This is a genomic window from Clostridium sp., assembly GCF_051278035.1.
Classification (GTDB): Bacteria; Bacillota; Clostridia; order Clostridiales; family Clostridiaceae; genus Clostridium_AD.
On sequence record NZ_JBNMNU010000017.1, the window covers coordinates 1 to 19,066 of the forward strand.

Annotated in this window: 22 protein-coding genes; 14 read left to right on the forward strand and 8 right to left on the reverse strand. The window is 32.8% G+C overall.

Annotated features, from left to right (window positions below; translation table 11 throughout):
- Positions 1-883: ATP-dependent metallopeptidase FtsH/Yme1/Tma family protein (locus ACJAX4_RS04200; protein WP_435788204.1), on the reverse strand; the 883-nt coding region annotated here is incomplete at its 3' end.
- Between the two features lie 259 nt (positions 884-1,142).
- Between ACJAX4_RS04200 and ACJAX4_RS04205 the strand changes: the two genes are divergently transcribed.
- The 6 genes from ACJAX4_RS04205 (at position 1,143) to ACJAX4_RS04230 (ending at position 6,134) form a co-directional block, all read left to right on the forward strand.
- Positions 1,143-2,135: a Gfo/Idh/MocA family protein gene (locus tag ACJAX4_RS04205; protein WP_435788205.1), complete on the forward strand. Its 993-nt coding sequence runs from the start codon at positions 1,143-1,145 to the stop codon at positions 2,133-2,135.
- A gap of 2 nt (positions 2,136-2,137) precedes the next feature.
- Entirely contained in the window at positions 2,138-2,458 is a 321-nt protein-coding gene (locus ACJAX4_RS04210; protein WP_435788206.1) for a hypothetical protein, read from the forward strand.
- A 365-nt stretch (positions 2,459-2,823) separates the two neighbouring features.
- Positions 2,824-4,248, forward strand: coding sequence for a sodium-dependent transporter (locus ACJAX4_RS04215; protein WP_435788207.1), 1,425 nt, complete (start codon positions 2,824-2,826; stop codon positions 4,246-4,248).
- A 209-nt stretch (positions 4,249-4,457) separates the two neighbouring features.
- Positions 4,458-4,658 carry a hypothetical protein gene (locus ACJAX4_RS04220; RefSeq protein ID WP_435788241.1) on the forward strand — a complete coding sequence of 67 codons (201 nt, stop codon included), beginning with the start codon at positions 4,458-4,460 and terminating at the stop codon, positions 4,656-4,658.
- On the forward strand, positions 4,621-5,166 hold the full coding sequence (locus ACJAX4_RS04225; RefSeq protein WP_435788242.1) for a DegV family protein: 546 nt from the start codon (positions 4,621-4,623) through the stop codon (positions 5,164-5,166). The genes ACJAX4_RS04220 and ACJAX4_RS04225 overlap by 38 nt, the downstream gene beginning before the upstream one ends.
- Before the next feature lie 155 nt (positions 5,167-5,321).
- Positions 5,322-6,134 carry an MBL fold metallo-hydrolase gene (locus tag ACJAX4_RS04230; RefSeq protein ID WP_435788208.1) on the forward strand — a complete coding sequence of 271 codons (813 nt, stop codon included), beginning with the start codon at positions 5,322-5,324 and terminating at the stop codon, positions 6,132-6,134.
- Between the two features lie 104 nt (positions 6,135-6,238).
- Here ACJAX4_RS04230 and ACJAX4_RS04235 read toward each other — a convergent pair whose 3' ends face one another.
- From ACJAX4_RS04235 to ACJAX4_RS04245, 3 genes are all read right to left on the reverse strand, one after another.
- Positions 6,239-6,850, reverse strand: a complete 612-nt coding sequence (locus ACJAX4_RS04235) for a methyl-accepting chemotaxis protein (protein WP_435788209.1) — start codon at positions 6,848-6,850, stop codon at positions 6,239-6,241.
- A gap of 18 nt (positions 6,851-6,868) precedes the next feature.
- Complete coding sequence (locus ACJAX4_RS04240) at positions 6,869-7,009, reverse strand: hypothetical protein (protein ID WP_435788210.1); 141 nt, start codon at positions 7,007-7,009, stop codon at positions 6,869-6,871.
- A 74-nt stretch (positions 7,010-7,083) separates the two neighbouring features.
- Positions 7,084-7,275 carry a hypothetical protein gene (locus ACJAX4_RS04245; protein ID WP_435788211.1) on the reverse strand — a complete coding sequence of 64 codons (192 nt, stop codon included), beginning with the start codon at positions 7,273-7,275 and terminating at the stop codon, positions 7,084-7,086.
- 251 nt (positions 7,276-7,526) lie between these two features.
- Between ACJAX4_RS04245 and ACJAX4_RS04250 the strand changes: the two genes are divergently transcribed.
- The 6 genes from ACJAX4_RS04250 (at position 7,527) to msrB (ending at position 12,938) form a co-directional block, all read left to right on the forward strand.
- Positions 7,527-7,937: a hypothetical protein gene (locus ACJAX4_RS04250; RefSeq protein WP_435788212.1), complete on the forward strand. Its 411-nt coding sequence runs from the start codon at positions 7,527-7,529 to the stop codon at positions 7,935-7,937.
- Positions 7,938-8,489: 552 nt separating this feature from the next.
- A complete protein-coding gene (locus tag ACJAX4_RS04255) occupies positions 8,490-8,918 on the forward strand; it encodes a MarR family winged helix-turn-helix transcriptional regulator (protein ID WP_435788213.1) in 429 nt (142 codons plus the stop codon).
- A 2-nt stretch (positions 8,919-8,920) separates the two neighbouring features.
- Entirely contained in the window at positions 8,921-10,306 is a 1,386-nt protein-coding gene (locus ACJAX4_RS04260) for an MATE family efflux transporter (RefSeq protein ID WP_435788214.1), read from the forward strand.
- Between the two features lie 207 nt (positions 10,307-10,513).
- Positions 10,514-11,221, forward strand: a complete 708-nt coding sequence (locus ACJAX4_RS04265) for a cytochrome c biogenesis CcdA family protein (protein ID WP_435788215.1) — start codon at positions 10,514-10,516, stop codon at positions 11,219-11,221.
- Positions 11,222-11,238: 17 nt separating this feature from the next.
- Positions 11,239-11,790 carry a redoxin family protein gene (locus tag ACJAX4_RS04270; protein ID WP_435788216.1) on the forward strand — a complete coding sequence of 184 codons (552 nt, stop codon included), beginning with the start codon at positions 11,239-11,241 and terminating at the stop codon, positions 11,788-11,790.
- A gap of 20 nt (positions 11,791-11,810) precedes the next feature.
- Positions 11,811-12,938, forward strand: coding sequence for a peptide-methionine (R)-S-oxide reductase MsrB (msrB, locus tag ACJAX4_RS04275; RefSeq protein ID WP_435788217.1), 1,128 nt, complete (start codon positions 11,811-11,813; stop codon positions 12,936-12,938).
- Between the two features lie 73 nt (positions 12,939-13,011).
- Here the strand turns inward: msrB and ACJAX4_RS04280 are convergent, their stop codons facing one another.
- The 4 genes from ACJAX4_RS04280 to ACJAX4_RS04295 all read right to left on the reverse strand — a co-directional run bounded on the left by ACJAX4_RS04280 (position 13,012) and on the right by ACJAX4_RS04295 (position 17,288).
- On the reverse strand, positions 13,012-14,943 hold the full coding sequence (locus ACJAX4_RS04280; RefSeq protein ID WP_435788218.1) for a Cache 3/Cache 2 fusion domain-containing protein: 1,932 nt from the start codon (positions 14,941-14,943) through the stop codon (positions 13,012-13,014).
- A gap of 93 nt (positions 14,944-15,036) precedes the next feature.
- On the reverse strand, positions 15,037-16,041 hold the full coding sequence (gene yiaK / locus ACJAX4_RS04285) for a 3-dehydro-L-gulonate 2-dehydrogenase (RefSeq protein WP_435788219.1): 1,005 nt from the start codon (positions 16,039-16,041) through the stop codon (positions 15,037-15,039).
- A gap of 30 nt (positions 16,042-16,071) precedes the next feature.
- Positions 16,072-16,533, reverse strand: coding sequence for a threonine/serine exporter family protein (locus ACJAX4_RS04290; RefSeq protein ID WP_435788220.1), 462 nt, complete (start codon positions 16,531-16,533; stop codon positions 16,072-16,074).
- Entirely contained in the window at positions 16,530-17,288 is a 759-nt protein-coding gene (locus ACJAX4_RS04295) for a threonine/serine exporter family protein (protein ID WP_435788221.1), read from the reverse strand. The genes ACJAX4_RS04290 and ACJAX4_RS04295 overlap by 4 nt, the downstream gene beginning before the upstream one ends.
- A gap of 138 nt (positions 17,289-17,426) precedes the next feature.
- Between ACJAX4_RS04295 and ACJAX4_RS04300 the strand changes: the two genes are divergently transcribed.
- Together ACJAX4_RS04300 and ACJAX4_RS04305 are read left to right on the forward strand one after the other, a co-directional pair.
- Positions 17,427-18,419, forward strand: coding sequence for a LacI family DNA-binding transcriptional regulator (locus tag ACJAX4_RS04300; protein ID WP_435788222.1), 993 nt, complete (start codon positions 17,427-17,429; stop codon positions 18,417-18,419).
- A gap of 171 nt (positions 18,420-18,590) precedes the next feature.
- Positions 18,591-19,064: a YhcH/YjgK/YiaL family protein gene (locus ACJAX4_RS04305; RefSeq protein WP_435788223.1), complete on the forward strand. Its 474-nt coding sequence runs from the start codon at positions 18,591-18,593 to the stop codon at positions 19,062-19,064.
- The last annotated feature ends 2 nt before the right edge of the window (positions 19,065-19,066 follow it).

The window sequence follows — 19,066 nt, forward strand, 5'->3', positions numbered from 1 at the left end:
CTTCATTTTCTCCAAATCCATCCATCTCAACTAGCAGTTGGTTTAATGTCTGTTCTCGCTCATCATTTCCACCACCAACGCCTGCGCCTCTTTGTCTTCCAACAGCGTCAATTTCGTCTATGAAAATTATACAAGGAGCATTCTTTTTGGCCTGATCAAATAAATCTCTTACTCTAGAAGCTCCAACACCCACAAACATTTCTACAAAATCTGAACCTGAGATGCTGAAAAATGGGACTCCAGCTTCTCCTGAAATGGCTCTTGCAAGAAGTGTCTTACCAGTTCCTGGAGGTCCTATCAGTAAAACACCCTTTGGTATACGAGCACCCATATCCATATATCTTTTAGGTCCCTTAAGAAAATCTACTATCTCTGCAAGTTCAGCTTTTTCTTCGTCAGCTCCTGCAACATCATCAAAACTAACTTTTTTGGCATTAGGATCAACTAGTTTTGCTTTGCTTTTACCAAACTTCATTACGCCACCGCCGCCACCGGCACCTTTTGATTTCTTTAGGAATATAAAACCAAATCCTACAAGCATTAATATGAATAATACATTAGGTAAAACCTGTAACCACATATCAAGATCAGATGGTTTTAGGTATGTTTCCTGAACATCTGAAGCTTTTGGATTAGCTTCCAGCCATTGATTTAACCTAGCAGGTGGAACAACCGTATTATATGCGGTTCCATCTTTTAAAGTTCCTGAAATTGATCTCTGATCATCTTCCACGACAAAGCTTTTTATATTATTATTTGTCCAATTGGTTTGAAATTCATTAAATTTAATAAGCGTTGACGTTTGATCTGGTTTAGAAAATATAGATACTGCGACAATAACAAGGATTATAGCCAAAATAGCAATATTTGATTTCTTTTTCATCATAGAACACCTCTCTTTTCTTTCTCAATAGGTAAATAAATTTTTTTAACTTTATAGAAACGACAACTTCCAGTTATTATTTCGTATCTTAATATCATAACATAAACTGGGAAGATAGCTATTAGTTTTTTGTGATTAAAATGAAAAAAACTACTATTAGTATTATATCATAATAAAATGTAAATTATATTTAATATTTTCAATATAACTTCCTTCAATGTTATAATGTATTATAATATTAAAAAGGAGACTGGTATAAATGAAGATAATACGGTGGGGAATTATTGGATGTGGAAATGTTACCGAAGTTAAGAGCGGACCTGGATTTCAAGAGGCAAACCATTCGCAATTAGTAGCTGTAATGCGCCGTGACGGAGAGCTTGCTAAGGATTATGCGGTACGTCACAACGTGCCGAAGTGGTATGATAATGCTGATAGCTTAATTAATGACACTGATGTTGACGCAGTTTACATAGCCACCCCTCCTGCATTTCATAAGGAGTATACATTGAAATGTGCACAGGCAGGAAAGCCGGTCTATGTTGAAAAGCCCATGGCTAGGAATTTTGAGGAATGTACAGCAATGATACAGGCGTGTGAAAATGCGGGAGTGCCATTATTTGTTGCATATTATAGGAGAGCTTTGGAACGCTTCATAAAGATTAAGGAATTAATTGATTCAGGGGAAATCGGAGAAATACGGTTTGTTTCTATTACATTATACAGGAAACCCATAAAAATTGACTTGAGTTCTGGCCACTTGCCATGGAGAGTCATCCCGGAAATTTCAGGCGGTGGAGAATTTCTAGACCTTGCTTCTCACACCCTAGATGTATTAGACTATATCCTCGGACCTATAAAGGAAGCAACTGGGTATGCAGCTAATCAATCCAAATTATATAGTGCGGAAGATATAGTCACCGCTTCGCTTTCATTTGAATCAGGTGTCAAGGGAACAGGGATCTGGTGCTTTTCAAGCTTTTCTGACTATGATATGAATGAGATTGTCGGAAGTAAGGGGAAGATATCCTTTTCAACTTATGGAACAGAGCCGGTTATCCTTACAACTAATGAAGGGATTACTCCAATATGCATTGTAAAGCCGATTCATATTCAGAAGCAACTGATTCAAAGCGTAGTAAACGATCTTAATGGTCTGGGAGTATGCCCAAGCAAAGGAATTAGTGCTTCGCGAACGAGTTGGGTTATGGATCAACTTTTAGAAGATTACAGAAATAACAGGGAGGTATAAAAATGTTTTGTCCGAAATGCAAATGTGAGTATAGAGAAGGATTTGATTTTTGCACAGATTGTAAAATTCAATTAGTTAAAGAATTGCCAAGTGAGGAATTGGACGAATATGAGTATGTAGAGCTTATTACAATAGCAGTAACAGGTGACATTAGTATAATACCTATAGTTAAGTCTATTTTGGATTCTGGTGAAATAAAATATTTTATTAAAGGAGAGCTTGTTAGAAATTTTGCTGTATTTAATAATACTATGGAAATACAAGTTCCGCTAGAAGATGCTCAGAATGCAAAAGAATTATTAAAGGACTTGGATTTAAAGTGAAATGCCTATATGTCTTTGCTAATAGAGTATAAAGACAGGGAATCCTAAATATAGAATTCCCTGTTTTTTAAACGCAAAGATATCTAGCAATTAGAAAGGATTTCAAAATAAAAGACTAAGAAAGAAAGTTAAAAGGTTCTTTGATATTATCAATTGACATATAGTTAGGAATATGATAATATAAATTTAATTTTATAAGAACAAATACAAGCACTTTTGATTCAATTGTCTGAATATTCTAAACGCGTAAAGGGTCTTTCTTTTCATAAGTTTAGCAATGTTTCAGAAATCACTGCATCATCTTACAATTGTTATTTAATGGCGAAAGCATTGAATATAAAATTATTTTAAAGGGGGCATAAATCATGAAACAAGACAATTCAAACAAACCCAGAGAAAATTGGGGATCGCGTATAGGATTCATCATGGCAGCAGCTGGATCAGCTGTTGGGTTAGGTAACATCTGGCGTTTCCCTTATATGGCTGGTGAAAACGGTGGTAGTGCATTTATTATTATTTATTTAGGGTTTGTTTTTGTTATCGGGCTTAGTCTTATGATCGCAGAACTTGCAGTGGGCCGTAAGACAAGTCTTGCGGCAGTAGGTGCTTATAAACACTTTAGTCCACGCTGGACTTTTGCAGGTGTTTTAGGTGTTGTTTCTGCATTCTTCATTATGGGTTTTTACCCTGTAGTAGGCGGCTGGGCATTAGCCTACGTATTTAAATCATTCACTGGACTTTTAAGTAATGTAGGTACAATTGGCGATACTTTTGGAGCCTTTATCAGTAATCCAGTTCAACCACTTTTATGGTTGCTAGCATTCTTAGCATTGAATATGGCTATTGTTATAAAGGGTATCTCTGGCGGTATTGAAAAAGCAGGTAAAATATTAATGCCAGCGCTTTTCGTAATACTTATAATCTTAGCAGTTAGAAGTGTAACACTACCAGGTGCTGGTGCCGGTATTGATTTCTTATTTAAACCAGACTTTTCAGCGGTAACTGGTGCAACTTTCCTTGCAGCACTAGGACAAGCGTTTTTCTCACTCAGTCTAGGTATGGGTTGTATGATAACTTATGGTAGTTACTTAGGCAAAAAAGAAAACTTACAATCTAATGCGCTTATTATTACTGCGTTAGATACATCCGTTGCATTACTTGCTGGTATAGCAATTTTCCCAGCTCTCTTTGCATTTGGCATGGAACCGGCACAGGGTGCAGGACTTGTATTTGTTGTTGTTCCTCAAGTGTTTGCCCAAATGGGTGGCGGTATAGGAGTTGTTTTAGCAGCATTGTTCTTCATTGCACTTTCAGTTGCAGCATTGACTTCTTCAGTTTCATTATTTGAAGTCGTTGTATCCTACCTAATTGATCAAAAAAATATGCTAAGAAAAACATCAGTATTAATAGCGGGTGCAATCATGGCAGTAACTGGTGTCATCGCTTCACTTTCTATGGGTTTAATGTCTGGTTCTACATTCCTAGGTGTAGGTGCATTCGATTTCTTCGATATTCTAACAGATAAGATTTTCTTAGCAATTGGTGGTTTACTGTTAGCTGTATTTGTTGGTTGGGTTATTAAGAAGGAAGATCTTAAGGAAGAACTTACAAATGGTGGTACACTAAAATTTGGACTCTTTAACGTTTGGTACAATCTTGTTAAATGGGTAATCCCTGTAGCAGTTGCTTTTGTAGCAGTTGTGGGTATTAATTCAATTGAGCAAAAGTCGCTTATGTTATTTGGTCTAGGAATTATACTTGTATTAGCGATATTCTCTAAAAAACTCTAGATAAATTAATAAAAAAACAAATCGCAGGTGTGATAGCCTGTGATTTGTTTTTTTTATTAGGTGCACCTAAAATGTAGTGGACAAAGCCTGTTTGTTAATTTCACATGGTAATGGTAAAATTAATTAAATTAATATGTTATAACACGTTCATAAGATATGGAGGTAAACCTATGAAAAATATTATTTTAGTAACGGAGAGCGGATCTGATATGCCATCAGACCTCGTTAAATTACATAATATTAGTGTAGTTCCTATGCATGTAATAATGGGGGATAAATCTTATAAAGATGGTTCAATAGAAGTAACAGAAGTGTATTATTATTCATGTTGGGTATTCATCCAAACCATCTTGTACGTACCAAAATTCAATTATTGCTTCAGAGGGAATGGACAATGTTTACCATGCTGATGCATTGAATGTTACTGGTGGGCTAACAGCAATTGTTTTGAAAGCAGCTGAACTTATAGAAAAACATTCAGATATGCTGCCTAATGATTTAGTTAAAAAAATTGAGAGTTATGCAGCTAAAGCAAGAGTATCTTTTATTCCCGGTGATCTTGTATATTTGAAAGCAGGAGGACGCGTATCCAACGCGGCATATCTAGGTGGGACATTACTAAAATTGAAACCACTCATTGAAATTGTTAACGGAGAACTTGTTTCAACCCAAAAGTACCGTGGTAAAACAGGTAATATTGTAGAAAAATATATGAAAGAATATATTTCAAAATACCATATGGATAAAGAACGGATTTATCTTATATATTCTTTGGGTCTTGAAGAACACATAAAGCAACGTATGGAACAAATTGCAAAAGAGGAAGGCTTTAAAAAAATCATATGGATTCAAGCGGGATGCATGATTTCATCTCATAGTGGTCCAGTAGCCATTGGAGTAGCAGCATTTGAAATGTGATGTTACTGATCTTAAAATGTAAAGCTATGGAATAGAAGAAGGAGACATGTCTGCACTTGCAGAAGCCATATAAATAGTTTGATTTTATATAAAGAAGAATCTAATACGTGTATTATCATATAAATTAAAATAAATTCTGAGAAAGTGGTGAATTTATGAAAAACGGAATAGAGCTTATAGAGGAAATCAATAACTGTAATTTACAAAAGGGGAACATGGCATTTTGGTGGCTTGGACAAATGGGTTATATCGTGAAATTAGGAGAAACTGTTATTTATGTGGATGCATTTTTATCTGACCATCCAGGTAGGAATATACCACCACTTCTTGGAGCACAGGAAGTTACAAATGCAGACTTTATATTTGGAAGTCACGATCATATTGACCATATAGATAGGGGCGCTTGGCATCAAATATCTTTGAGTTCTCCAAAGGCAAAGTTTGTAGTTCCAAAGCTTTTAATTAAGGGGATTTCAAAAGATTTAAATATACCGGAGGCTAGGTTTATTGGTCTTTATGATGATACAGCGATAACCGCTGGGGAACTAAAAATAACAGGAATAGCATCAGCACATGAATTTTTAGATAAAGATGTTGTTACAGGGAACTATCCATATTTAGGGTTCATAATTGAGAGTAATGGTTGCGTATTGTATCACTCTGGTGATACATGCATATACGAGGGGCTACATTCTAAGTTAAAAAAATGGAATAGGATAGATGCTATGTTTATACCTATAAACGGAAGAGATGCTAAAAAATATCGCGCAAATATTATCGGTAATATGACGTATCAAGAGGCAGTGGATTTGGCAGGCGATATTAATCCTGGACTTGTGGTACCAGGTCACTATGAGATGTTTTCTGGTAATACCGAAAATCCACTATTGTTTAGTGACTATCTTGACGCGAAATATCCAGGTATCCCGTGTTGGATTGGAAACCACGGTGATAAGGTGTTAATATAATTAAAAAGGATTTATTTGGGTGTCATTTAAGCCCGGAAACTAAGCCCCATAGATTATTTTATCTATGGGGCTTAGTTTGAACTACTTAGAGTAAATACTTGTGTTTAAATTTTAAATTTTGATACCATTTCAACTAATTTTTCAGTGCTTTCCTTTGAGTTGTTGGATATAGAAATAACATCATTTGACATTTTAACTATGTTACTTGTTTTTTCAGCTATAATACCAATGCTACTGGCACCTTCGGTAGAGGTTGAACTAACTTCGTTTAATGCAGTGGATATATCATGAATAGACGCTAGAAGCTGTTCAGAAGTTGCACTCAAATCAGTTACTAATTCATCAAAGATGATAGAATCATCGTTGTACTGATCTCCCGTATTAACTAGCTTTTGATAGTCGGGTACAACCTGAGTATCTAGATAATTCAAAAGTTCTGTGGAACTTTCCTTAAGACTGTCCACAGCGGTTACTACGGTGGTGGTAACTGTCTGAATCTGAATAGCACTGTTTTTGGAGACTTCTGCTAGGTTTCTAATCTCATCGGCCACCACTGCAAAGCCTTTTCCAGATTCTCCAGCTCGTGCGGCTTCAATAGCCGCATTTAAAGCCAGAAGATTTGTTTGTGAGGTTATTTCTAATATTCCTTCTGTGAGAGAGGTTATCTGCTCAACAGCTTTAGTTTGATCTAAAGCTATTTTAAGTTTCTGATTCAACAAAAGACCCATATTTTGTCAATTTTTCTGCGATTCAACAGCCTCAGTCTTTAGCAAATTTGCTCGTTCACTTATTTGTTTTGCTGAAATGGCACCATTTTGTGATTTTGAAGCAATTGTCTCTACAGCTTGTTCAATTTCTTTGGAAGAAGCGTTCATTTCTTCTGTAGAAGCCGAAGTTTCTTCAAGTCCACTTGAAAGTTGATCTATGGTTTCAGATATTTTACTAAGATCTAAACCATGCTTTGCTCAGCTAAAAGAGCTTGGTAATAGTCTCTATCGGCATTGAGGAGCCAATATTCACTTTGATGCATTTCTTCATATAAGTTAGTTATAAGCATGTTTGAAACGATGATTGTATTTATTAGTGAAACAGATGAAATACATATAAGTGCGATAACTGGAATTAATAAAATGGTAAGCATTTTTAATCCTAACTTGATATCATTGATCTTTAAAAATTTTAACATAACATCACTTCGTAATAAATTTTAATAACTTAATTAATGAAAGTATTATTTAATATAATTAAACGGGGGACACTGTAATAGAAGAAACTAAGTTAAAGGTTATATATTTAGAATAATAAATAAATAAATAATTAAATTAGATGATTTAACATAGATCTTAATATTAATGTTATTATATGTATTGAATAGGTGAATGGGGGATATGAATGAAAAAAATATGCTTGAATTGCTTTAAAGTTTATGCTTCTTCAAGGAGAATTCCTTGTGGTAATTGTGGTAGTAAATTGGTTAATATTGATGATTTATATATAGTAATAATAAAGATATTAAACCAGAAAGGTTATACAACAACTTATTGTTGTAGTGGTCATACATATGAGACATTGCCACAAAGTTATATTTTATTTGGAGAAGGTATAAAACTACCATTTCTACCCAAAGGCTATGTAATTAATCATGAAGCACACACCATTTTTGAGACAATTAAAGATATAACTGAAATTAGAAGAGATTTTTATTCCAACTCGTATGAAAATGAGGTTGAACTACAAAAGGATATCTTAAAAAGTGTATTAGTAGTATTAGAATGGGCAGAAGCATTACCGATTTTAAAATAGAGGGTATGTTTGTAATAGAAAAACATGTAACTGATAAAGCTTATTTAATAGAGAAATCTATGAGATAGGCTTTATCTATTTACTGCTTACAATTAAAGATATTATAAATCCTAATACAAAAATAGGGGAATAGGAGAGAATTGATGCTTTCAAAAAAATCGAAAGTGTATTTCTAAATTGTCTTGAATATTTTATGTTAAAAATTGAGCAACAAATGAAAGGAAATATGCTGAAAATCAAAGCACATGAAAGACGTGATAACCATATGTTTTGCGTGTAATAAGATATAAAATACATAGAAATAGCACCAATAGTTATAGAGATACACAAAGATATAATCAGTATAATGCAAAATAATATATTGTTTTTATATGCTTTTAAAAGGTCTTTAATTCTAATCACCCACTTTATTATATTCTACAAATATTATATATAAAAGTCAACAGAGATTATACTTTGATGTTGTTTTTGATTGCTGTAAATAATGGTTGCCCAAGAAACTGTTATGAAGTATAATAGTTTCTTGGGCAACCATTATGGAAGGAGGCAAATATGCGTAAAATAATAGGAAGAAATATTTCAATATTATATAGAAATGAAAAAAAATTTATAGATATTAAGCTAAAAAAATATAATATAAATAAAGTTCAAGCAGAAGTATTGTTATTTTTAAGGGATGATAATGGGGCTAACCTAACTGAAATAAATGAATTATTCTTATTTAATAAGGCCACTATAACAAAAATAATCACCCATCTTGAAAAATATAATTATGTTAATAGAGTAGCTAATGAAAGTGATAGACGTGAAAAGGGTATATATCTAACTGATAAAGGAAGAAATATATTTCCTAACATTACAGAGGCATTGAAATTATGGGAAAATATTCTCATTGATAAGATTCCTAATGCTGATATTGAAAAAATAAGAAGTATACTAGTCAAAATGGTAGATAATACAAAGATACTTATGGAGGATTAATAATGAAAGAAAATATGAATAAATTAGGGAATATGGATATAAAGAAGCTGATCATAAAAATGTCATTGCCAGCTATGCTGTCGATGATTGTGCAAGCGCTATATAATGTTGTAGATAGTATGTTTGTAGCAAAAATATCAGAGCAGGCGCTTACGGCTTTATCCATAGCTTTTCCAATACAATTAATAATAGTATCAATATTTGTGGGGTTTGGCGTAGGAATTAACTCATTTATGTCAAGAAAGCTAGGCGAGGGGAACAAAGATGATGCGATAAATACGGCGGAACATGGCTTTGCAATAGGTATTGTATTGGCGATTATCCTTGCGATTTGTTCAACATTTGTACCCGAAATGTTTTCTAAACTGTTTACTGACGACCCTGTTGTTATTAAATATGCAGTACAATATACTCGGATTATTATGTTATTTTCATTTGGCAGCATTATATCAGAAGTGTGCATGAATATTTTAAGATCTACTGGTGACATGTTAAGTTCTATGAGAATACAATTATTAGGTGCGATAACCAACATTGTTCTTGATCCAATTCTTATTTTTGGATTGTTGTTTTTTCCTGAATTAGGTGTGAAGGGAGCAGCAATAGCAACGGTCGTTGGTCAAATATGCTCTATGCTCTATGCACTTAAACTCGTACTTAGAAATAAAAATGGACTAAAACTAAATTTAAGAAAATTTCATTATACTAGCAACATTACAAGTGAAATATTTAAAGTTGGAATCCCTGCTATATTTATGCAAATGTTAGGTTCCATAATGGTATCTGGTATCAATTTGATTTTAGCAGGATTCTCTGGAACTGCTGTTGCAGTATTTGGCGCATACTTCAAATTACAGTCTTTTATATATATGCCTGTATTCGGTTTGACACAGGGGCTCATGCCTATAGTTGGCTATAATTATGGCGCGAAAAACAAGCATAGGGTCCTGGAAACTGTGAAGTATGGTTGCATATTTGCGTGCGCAATAATGCTGGTTGGTACGACAGTATTTTTGATATTCCCGAGGCAGCTGCTTATGCTATTTAGCAGTACACCACAGATGGAGGCAATTGGAATTGAGTGTTTGAGAATTATCAGTATAGGTTTTGTGTTTTCTGGGATAGCAATAGTTCTTTCTATGGTCTTTCAAGCGCTTGGTAAAGCAGAAGTAAGCCTTATTATATCTTTTGCAAGACAGATTATTATTTTATTACCATTGGCATTTATTCTAAGTAAATTCATTGGATTAACCGGAATATGGATAGCGTTCCCAATATCAGAAACAGCTTCTTTAATAATTTCGGGGTACCTTGCAATTAAAGTATATCGAGGAAAAGTTCGAGATTTAGAGGATGAAATACAAGTTATTACAGGTACTTCGGTATGATGATAATAAGTAAGCATTAACAGGATACTTCAGTATGAGAAGGTTACTATAAACGGTACCTTCTTTTTTTTATGGAGATTTTTAAAAGGTAATATAGGATAACTATTGAAAATATAGAACAATTGAATAATTACCTTATCATATTCTATGTATTAAATAGCTACATTAGATTAAAATAGTATTATAGAAACAAAGGTGGTGGGAAAAATGTTAAGCAATGATATATTCATGGGTACGGTTTTTGTAGCAGGAATTTTTTCTTTCTTTTCACCGTGCTTAGTACCATTACTTCCAGTTTATATTTCGATATTCGCTGGAGACCAAAGCAATGAAAAATACATTAAAAAAATAGGAATGTTAAATATAAACCTTATTGTTATAGCAAAGACGTTAGTATTTGTTGTTGGAATATCTACAAGCTTTATCATATTAGGATTTGGTGCTGGTTCTCTTGGAACTGCAATTAATAGTAAATGGTTTATAACACTTTGTGGACTTCTAGTTATCGTTTTAGGCATTCATCAAACGGGTCTAGTTCATTTGAAATTTTTACATAGAGAAAGAAGACTAGTGCTTAAGAGTAGCAGTAATGGGATACTTTCAATATTTCTTTTAGGATTTTCATTCAGTTTTGGATGGACCCCATGTATAGGACCTATACTTGCAGCGGTACTTGGTATTTCAGCAACAGGTGGTCAGGCGTTATATGGAGTATGGTTAATGGTGATTTACTCTTTAGGGTTAATGATTCCTTTTCTAATAATTGCTATTTTCTCGGATGGACTTCTAAGACATGTTAAAAAGTTAAATAAACATTTAGGAAAGATAAAAATTGCAGGTGGGATAATTATAATTTTAATGGGGATCTTGCTTATGAATAATAGTTTGAATATAATTATAAGATTATTTGAATAAAATAGGAGGAAGAAATTATGAGGAATATAAGGGTTTTAAGTATATTATTAATAGCGAGTTTAATAACTTTAGGTTTGTCAGGCTGTGCAAGAAGTAATAAAACGAGTGGAGAAAAGAAAACAACTAGTGAAGTAAAAACAATGAATGAAGGGGAAAAGGCAGCTGATTTTGAACTTAAGGACCTTCAAGGTAAAAGTCATAAACTATCTGATTATGCAGGAAAAAAAGTGTATATTAAATATTGGGCATCCTGGTGTTCTATATGTCTTGCAGGTTTAGATGAGATTAATACGTTAGCTGCAGAGGATAAAGATTTTGTAGTAATTACTATAGTATCTCCTAGTTTCAGAGGAGAGAAAAATTCTGAGGATTTTAAAAAATGGTTCAGCGGTTTAGATTATAAGAATTTAACAGTACTATTAGATGAGGGTGGTAAAGTATCTAATAAATATGAGGTTCGAGGATATCCAACTTCAGTAGTTATAGGAAGTGATGGAAGCTTAGTTAAAACAATATTAGGTCATAATGGAAATGAGAAGATAAGGGCTGAATTTAAAGAGGTAAAATAAAATAGAAAGGCGTGTTTTTTATGAAAACTAAATTCAGAGGAATAATTGTGCTAATACTTTGTATATTAGCAGCTGTGGTTTTAATACCTGCTTTATCAAAAGTAAAAACAAACAAAGACGGTGTTTCATCTATTATATCAACTAAAACATCAAAGATTCCTGCAAATCCTAATGTTAATATAAATTTTGATAAATCTAAATTAAATGATATTTGGCTAGCCGGTGGATGTTTTTGGGGAGTTGAAGCTTATATGTCTAGAATTTATGGGGTATATGATGTGACTTCAGGCTATGCTAATGGTAATAAGGATAATCCAACTTATGAGGAGGTTGGCAGAGGAAATACTAAGTTTGCTGAGACAGTACATGTTCAATATGATCCGAAGCGGGTTAGTTTAGAAACTCTTTTAACAGATTTTTTTAAAGTAGTAGATCCAACGACACAGAACAAACAAGGAAATGATGTAGGCGACCAATATCGTTCAGGTATATATTATAAGAATGATATGGATAAGATAATAATTGATAAAGTAATTAAAAAAGAACAAGAAAAATACACATCAAATATCTATACTGAAGTTTTGCCTTTACAAAACTTCTTTTTAGCAGAAGATTACCATCAAAATTATTTGGAGAAAAACCCTAATGGATATTGTCATATAAATTTTTCGAATCTTAGTGAAAATGATGTTACGATAGATGTTAAAAAATATCCTAGGCCCAGTAATGACGAACTAAAGGCAAAGTTAACAGATATTCAATATATGGTGGCAGTGGAGAACAATACTGAAAAAGCTTTTTCAAATGAGTATTTTGATAATAAGCAGTCAGGTATATATGTGGATGTAGTAACGGGTGAGCCGCTATTTTCATCTGCGGATAAGTATGATTCAGGATGCGGGTGGCCAAGTTTTACTAAACCTATTATACCAGAAGTGGTTACTTTGAAAGAGGATATGAGTTTTAACATGACTCGGACTGAGGTTAGGAGTAGAAGTGGGGATATACATTTAGGTCATGTATTTGATGATGGACCAAAAGATAAGGGAGGCAAAAGATATTGCATAAATAGTGCTTCTATAAAATTTATACCTTCGGATAAAATGGAAGGTGAAGGATATGGATATCTTCTTAGCTTAATTAAATAATAATATTTTTAAGAGGTTGATTTAAATCAACCTCTTTTTTATAGTGAATTAGAACATATAAAGCAGTATTTAGTTATTTATATATATCAGAAAATTCAATCTGTGTTTTTTCGCTATTTGTATGATAAATGAAATCAACTTCTGGATTCGGATTATCAGGAATCACCTTACAAGGCAAGCTAATTATAAATTCTGTACCTTTCTGATACTCGCTTTGTACATTAATTGTACCTCCATGCATTTCAACTAGTGATTTAACTATAGAAAGGCCTATACCACTACCTTCATGTGCTCTACTTAATAATGGATCCACCTGCTTAAATCTTTCAAAAATTTGTGATAACTTATCTTCAGGAATGCCTATACCATTATCCTTTACAGAAAGGATAATATGATTATCTTTATCTTGCAGTCCAATTTCTATTGTATCTAAAGGCTTCGTAAATTTAGTAGCATTAGAAATCAAATTAAGTAAAATTCTTTCCATCTTTTCTTCGTCAAAAGCCATGATTTTTTCTTCGATATCCGTATCGAATATAATTGTTCTTGACAGATCACTTACATATGGAATAGTGGATAATGTTATTTCCTCAGTAACTCGTACTATATCTTGATTCTTTAAATCTAACTCCATAAATTCAGAATCAATTTTACTGATATCAATTATATTATTTACCAGTCTTAAGAGTCTATTACAATTTTGTTTTATGTAATTAGTATATTCGTTTAACTTGCATGTGTTAGTTGAATTAGAATCTTGGTTTATAAATACAGAAAATAGTTGTGCTGTAGAAAAAATTATATTTAACGGTGTCCTTAGTTCATGAGACATATTGGCAATAAATTCAGTTTTTAATTTATCATATTGCACTAATTCTTCTATTAATCGTTTATTTTCAATTATCATGCTATTAAAACTATCGGATAACACACCTATTTCATCTTTATTATTTATGTCTGAACGTACATTTAAATCGCCTTTACCCGCTATCTCCATGTATGACTTTAATTTATTGATGGGTTTAACTAAATTGTTGGCCATAAATATAGCTATAATTCCGCCTAATAAAATCATTAATAACCCACTAAATAATGTTGTATACAAAATTGATTTACTTGATGATGCCAAATCATCATAGTTAGCGGTGGTGACTATATACCAATCCCAAGGTTCAAAATACATAGAATAAGCTAATTTATGTACGCCTTTATGCGTGTAATCAATTAGTCCATCTTTAGCATGGAAAATTTTTTGGGCAGATTCATATTGGCTTAGATTTTCACCTTTATCAGTAGGATGAACAATCGCTTTACCATCAGAAGCCATTATGTATACGTAACCCGTTTTTCCTATTTTAACGTTACTTAATTTTTTTTCTAAATAAGTATTCAGTAATGGATTACCTACGCCTATTGCGCCTATAACTTTTTTATCTTTATCAAGTAATGGTTGAATTCTTGATAAATAATTTTTATCTTCAGATAAAGTTACACCCAAGTACTCGTGATTGTTAATTATTTTATTGTAAACATCTGAATTACTAGAGTAGTATGTTCCTTCGATTCTTTTATTTCCCTTAATACGGGTTGTGGATACTCTTATTAACTTATTATTACTCAATAAAAATATAGAAGCTACAGTACCTGTAGATTTCTGTATATCATCAACAATTGTAGTATCTAATGATAGTCTTTGTGTTCCAGCATATAAAATTGGTAAATAATAATCCCCCACTTTTATATTTTGAGTAATATCCACATGGATATTACCGAAATTATACAATAACTCCTCGGCAGAATTCAAATCACTATAAGCTTTTTCTATAAGGGAATCATTTCTTACACTTATTGTAGTGTCGATTAATTCTGTTATAGTTTGGCTTTTTTCTATAACTTCTTTAAATACTGCATCCTTTGCTATTTTTCCAATTAAAATCCCTAAAAAACTTGTTGTAAGTATAATTAATATCAAGTAGCTGATAATTATTTTAATTTTAATACTCATAAATTTAATTCACTACTCCTTAGATCTAAAAAGAACATGCTACCATAATTATGTTTTAAGCTCACAAGCTATTTACCTAGAGATGGCAGTCGTTTATAAGTTACAAATCTCATTCCATACCGTTTCATCAGCAGTTATACCGTTCTTGTTGCTATCTTCGCGTGTTAGGGCAGTACGTTGACCAGGATAATAAACTCTTCCGCCATCTTTTATAGGCTCTGTAGTAGCCAGTTGATTAATAGTACTCTCCAGGATATTATTAATTTGTTCTTCTGTTCCAAAAGTATGTGGATTAATAGTTATAAAAATCTGAGAGCATCCGCCACAGCTCCCTTTGCCTAACTTGTCAATTTCACTGGTTGGCATGCCATTTGAAAGAATTGCAGCTACCATATCAAGTAAGATAGCAAGGCCAGAACCTTTCCAATAGCCCGTTGGTAGAATTCTCATTGATTCTTCAATTGAACCAGGATCTGTTGTTAGGTTTCCTTCACTGTCAAAGCCGCCGGCATATGGAAGCTGATCCTCATTTAGCCTTGTTACTTGTAATTTCCCATAGGAATACTGTGACATTGCCATGTCAAGTACAATATTACCCTCTTTTCTAGGAATTCCAATACAAAATGGGTTGTTACCAACACAAGGAACTTTTGCGCCCCATGCTGGCATGCAGGACTCTGTATTCGTCCAACATAATGATAAGAAACCATCATTTGCTGCATCCCATGCATATGTACCACCACGCATCCAGTGAGTTGTATTTCTTAAAGCAACAATCCCAATGTTATTCTCTTTAGCAAGATCCATTGCTCTGTTCATAGCAAATTTTGCATTGAGGATCCCTATCCCCATGTTACCATCATAATTCTCCATACAACCACAACTTTTAACTAAAGTTGGTGTAGCTTTGACATCAACCAATCCTTTATTCACATAGTCTATAAACCTTGCTACTCTATTAAGTCCGTGAGAATAAACACCGTCTCTACTAGATTCTGTGTGAGCTTTAGCGCAAATCTGTGCCTGTTCTTCTGTTAAACCTGCTTTTATCATCACACGTTTAATTTCTGCATTCATCTGTTCAAATGGAATTCTCATAATCTTCACTTCTCCTTTATTCTACTTGGTTCACTGTGGAATACTATTATGTGGTGAGACTGGAATATTTTTTTTGTTTTTAGATATAAAACGAAAAGTTGTTATAGATAACATTATGCCAAATGCAATTGCCCCAGCAGCAACTATAACATGTATTCCATTAGAATATGCTGCTGTGTAGTTTTGCTCTACTATACAGTTTATTGTTTTGTATGCAGTTAGACCAGGTACTAGTGGGAATATTCCAGGTATTGAAAACTGAATAGCTGGTGTCTTAAGTTTTCTTGCCATAAATTCACTATATATACCCACAGCGATAGCCCCTGCAAAAGATGCCATTCCAACACTATTTTGTATGTTATAAACGGGAAGGTATGTTGCCCAGCCAATTGCTCCGCAAAGACCAGTCCATATTATTTTTTTTCTATCAATATTAAAAAGAATTACAGGAAATATACTGCCCAGAAATGCTAAACCAATTTGTTTTATCATAGTCTTACACCTACCCCAAGTGTTAATGCTAGACCAATTCCTGCGCCTACTGCAGTTATAACAAGCATTGCTTCACCAAATTTAGACATTCCCGCCGTGAAATGTCCATAAATAGTATCCTTAATTCCATTAGCAAGTGCTACGCCAGGTAGTAATATCATTATAGCCCCTGTGATAACATTTCCTTTATTTATAAATGGAAATAGACTTTGAGTAATTAAACTTGCAGATCCTATAATAAGACCTGAAAAGAAAAATTGAAAAAATTGAAAGGAGCCAACGTTAGAAATTTTTTCTAGCATATAATAAATGCCTATACTTATAACTGCTGAAACAGCTGCTTCATAAATTGTCCCATTAAAAAACAGTGAATAAACAAATGAAGTCATACATGCAGCCATAAGTCTTACTGGAAAAGTATAATGTGGTGCATTATTAATATCTTTTAATATTTTTTTAGCATCCTCATAGCACACAGGGTTATTTTTAATATCCCTTGAAAAAGAATTGAGAAGCTCTATTCTATACAAATCTAAATATGTTGTTCTAATTTTTTTAAGTGAAGTCACCTTTTCATTATCTACATCTAGAACAGATACAAAAACACCATTGGTGGTAACTATGCATTCGCATTCTAGATTATAGGCATTACAAATTCTTTCAATTGTTTCTTCAACTCTGTAAGTTTCAGCACCATTACTCATAAGCATTTGTCCTGCAGAAAGTGCAATTTCTAGTACTAATTTAGCCTCCATAGTATTCCCCTTTTCATATTTGCTCTATTATTTATGACTGTGGTAATTATATCATCTTTTATAGTAATCCATATATATTTATTTAAAAATATTTGTGTGTTATAATATTTTATACTAAATTAAAGTGGAGGACAATAAATGAACATTTATGATATTGCAAAATTGTCAGGGGTATCCTATGGAACAGTTTCTAGGGTTATCAACAATAAAGAAGGAGTTAAGAAAGAAACTAGAGAAAAGGTTAAGAAGATACTAGAAGAATATGACTATCTGCCTAATAGTTTTGCTAGAGGCCTTGCTAAAAACGGTATGAAGATAATTGGTATCATACTTATTGATGTTAGAAATATACATCACATTAATATTGCCTTTGATATAGAGAAGGAGTTCTCTAAGCTTGGTTATACATGTATTATAGGTAGCTGTGGGAATGATAGTACTAAGCAGGAGGGGTATTTACGGGTTATGGCAGGGAGAAATGTAGATGGACTTGTTCTTATTGGTTCTGGATTTCAAAATGATATTACTAAAAATAGTATTGAAAAATATTTTAGTAATAAACCTGTAGTAATGTCTAACGGATGCCTAAACCTTGAGAATGTATGTGGCATAGTGCTTAATGAGAGAAAAGCTGTAACGGATGTTGTAGGTTATCTTGTGGGTAGAGGGCATAGGAATATTGCTTTTGTAAACGATTATATATCTTTTAGTGCCGAGGAAAAGCAAAAGGGATTTATGGAGGGTATAAAAAATAATAATATTTCATTTAATGAGAGTAATATAAGACACATTAAAACTGACCTTGATATTAGTGAAACGGAGACGCAGAAATTACTTCTTTTTAATAAAAATATTACAGCTATAATTTATAGTGAGGACATAATGGCAGTTGGTGGTGTTAAGGCTTGTATTAACCTTAATTTAAATGTACCTAAAGATATTAATATAGTTGGTTTTAATAACTCTATTTACTCTGATATTTCTACCCCTAAAATTTCTAGTATTGATAATAGAATACATGATATGTGCGAGAAATGTACTAAGACTCTTTACTCTATGTTGATGAAAGAAAAAGTATATTCTATACTTAAGATCACTCCCAAATTTGTTGTTAAGCAGTCTACTAATTAAGATTATATTGTCAGAAAATTAAATCAAATAAGAATTGACTAATAGAATTATTTATGGTAACATTGTCTCAATGAATGTAAGCGATTACGAAGAAATTTTTTTATATAACTTCGTAAGCGCTTACAAAAAAATAAACTATTTCGTAAGCGCTTACGAATAATGGAGGGTCAAATGATATATTCATCTATTAATTCAAATTTTAACATTGAAGATTACCATAAGGTTATTAAAGATGCTATTGTATTTTTCAAAAAAACTGACTTTAGTAAAATTGATGAGGGCGAGTATGAACTTGAGGGTAGAGATATATTTTTTCAAGTAAAAGATATTATGACAAAGCCTATAAAGGTGGCTAAGCCAGAAATTCATAAAAAATATATAGATGTGCAATTCCTATATAAAGGCAAGGAACGTATTGGAGTTGTTTACGATACTGGTAATAATCAGATTTCTGAGGATTATCTAAAAGAGAGAGATTTGCTTTTTTATAAAGATGTTGAAAATGAAACTTTAATAAACATGACAGAGGGAGATTTTTGTGTGTTTTTCCCAAGTGATGTCCATAGACCTGCTTGTGAGAGGGATGGGCAGTCAATGATTAGAAAGGTAGTATATAAAATTAATGTAGATTTGCTAAATAAGTAAGA

Excerpts from the sequence above, each read along its gene's own strand:
- ACJAX4_RS04280 (WP_435788218.1), bottom strand. The coding sequence starts at position 14,943 with ATGAGTATTAAAATTAAAATAATTATCAGCTACTTGATATTAATTATA.
- ACJAX4_RS04295 (WP_435788221.1), bottom strand. The coding sequence starts at position 17,288 with ATGGAGGCTAAATTAGTACTAGAAATTGCACTTTCTGCAGGACAAATG.
- ACJAX4_RS04305 (WP_435788223.1), top strand. The coding sequence starts at position 18,591 with ATGATATATTCATCTATTAATTCAAATTTTAACATTGAAGATTACCAT.
- ACJAX4_RS04265 (WP_435788215.1), top strand. The coding sequence starts at position 10,514 with ATGTTAAGCAATGATATATTCATGGGTACGGTTTTTGTAGCAGGAATT.
- ACJAX4_RS04210 (WP_435788206.1), top strand. The coding sequence starts at position 2,138 with ATGTTTTGTCCGAAATGCAAATGTGAGTATAGAGAAGGATTTGATTTT.
- ACJAX4_RS04250 (WP_435788212.1), top strand. The coding sequence starts at position 7,527 with ATGAAAAAAATATGCTTGAATTGCTTTAAAGTTTATGCTTCTTCAAGG.
- ACJAX4_RS04215 (WP_435788207.1), top strand. The coding sequence starts at position 2,824 with ATGAAACAAGACAATTCAAACAAACCCAGAGAAAATTGGGGATCGCGT.
- yiaK (WP_435788219.1), bottom strand. The coding sequence starts at position 16,041 with ATGAGAATTCCATTTGAACAGATGAATGCAGAAATTAAACGTGTGATG.
- ACJAX4_RS04230 (WP_435788208.1), top strand. The coding sequence starts at position 5,322 with ATGAAAAACGGAATAGAGCTTATAGAGGAAATCAATAACTGTAATTTA.
- ACJAX4_RS04255 (WP_435788213.1), top strand. The coding sequence starts at position 8,490 with ATGCGTAAAATAATAGGAAGAAATATTTCAATATTATATAGAAATGAA.
- ACJAX4_RS04240 (WP_435788210.1), bottom strand. The coding sequence starts at position 7,009 with ATGAACGCTTCTTCCAAAGAAATTGAACAAGCTGTAGAGACAATTGCT.
- ACJAX4_RS04270 (WP_435788216.1), top strand. The coding sequence starts at position 11,239 with ATGAGGAATATAAGGGTTTTAAGTATATTATTAATAGCGAGTTTAATA.
- ACJAX4_RS04260 (WP_435788214.1), top strand. The coding sequence starts at position 8,921 with ATGAAAGAAAATATGAATAAATTAGGGAATATGGATATAAAGAAGCTG.
- ACJAX4_RS04290 (WP_435788220.1), bottom strand. The coding sequence starts at position 16,533 with ATGATAAAACAAATTGGTTTAGCATTTCTGGGCAGTATATTTCCTGTA.
- ACJAX4_RS04205 (WP_435788205.1), top strand. The coding sequence starts at position 1,143 with ATGAAGATAATACGGTGGGGAATTATTGGATGTGGAAATGTTACCGAA.
- ACJAX4_RS04245 (WP_435788211.1), bottom strand. The coding sequence starts at position 7,275 with ATGCTTACCATTTTATTAATTCCAGTTATCGCACTTATATGTATTTCA.
- ACJAX4_RS04300 (WP_435788222.1), top strand. The coding sequence starts at position 17,427 with ATGAACATTTATGATATTGCAAAATTGTCAGGGGTATCCTATGGAACA.
- ACJAX4_RS04220 (WP_435788241.1), top strand. The coding sequence starts at position 4,458 with ATGCCATCAGACCTCGTTAAATTACATAATATTAGTGTAGTTCCTATG.
- msrB (WP_435788217.1), top strand. The coding sequence starts at position 11,811 with ATGAAAACTAAATTCAGAGGAATAATTGTGCTAATACTTTGTATATTA.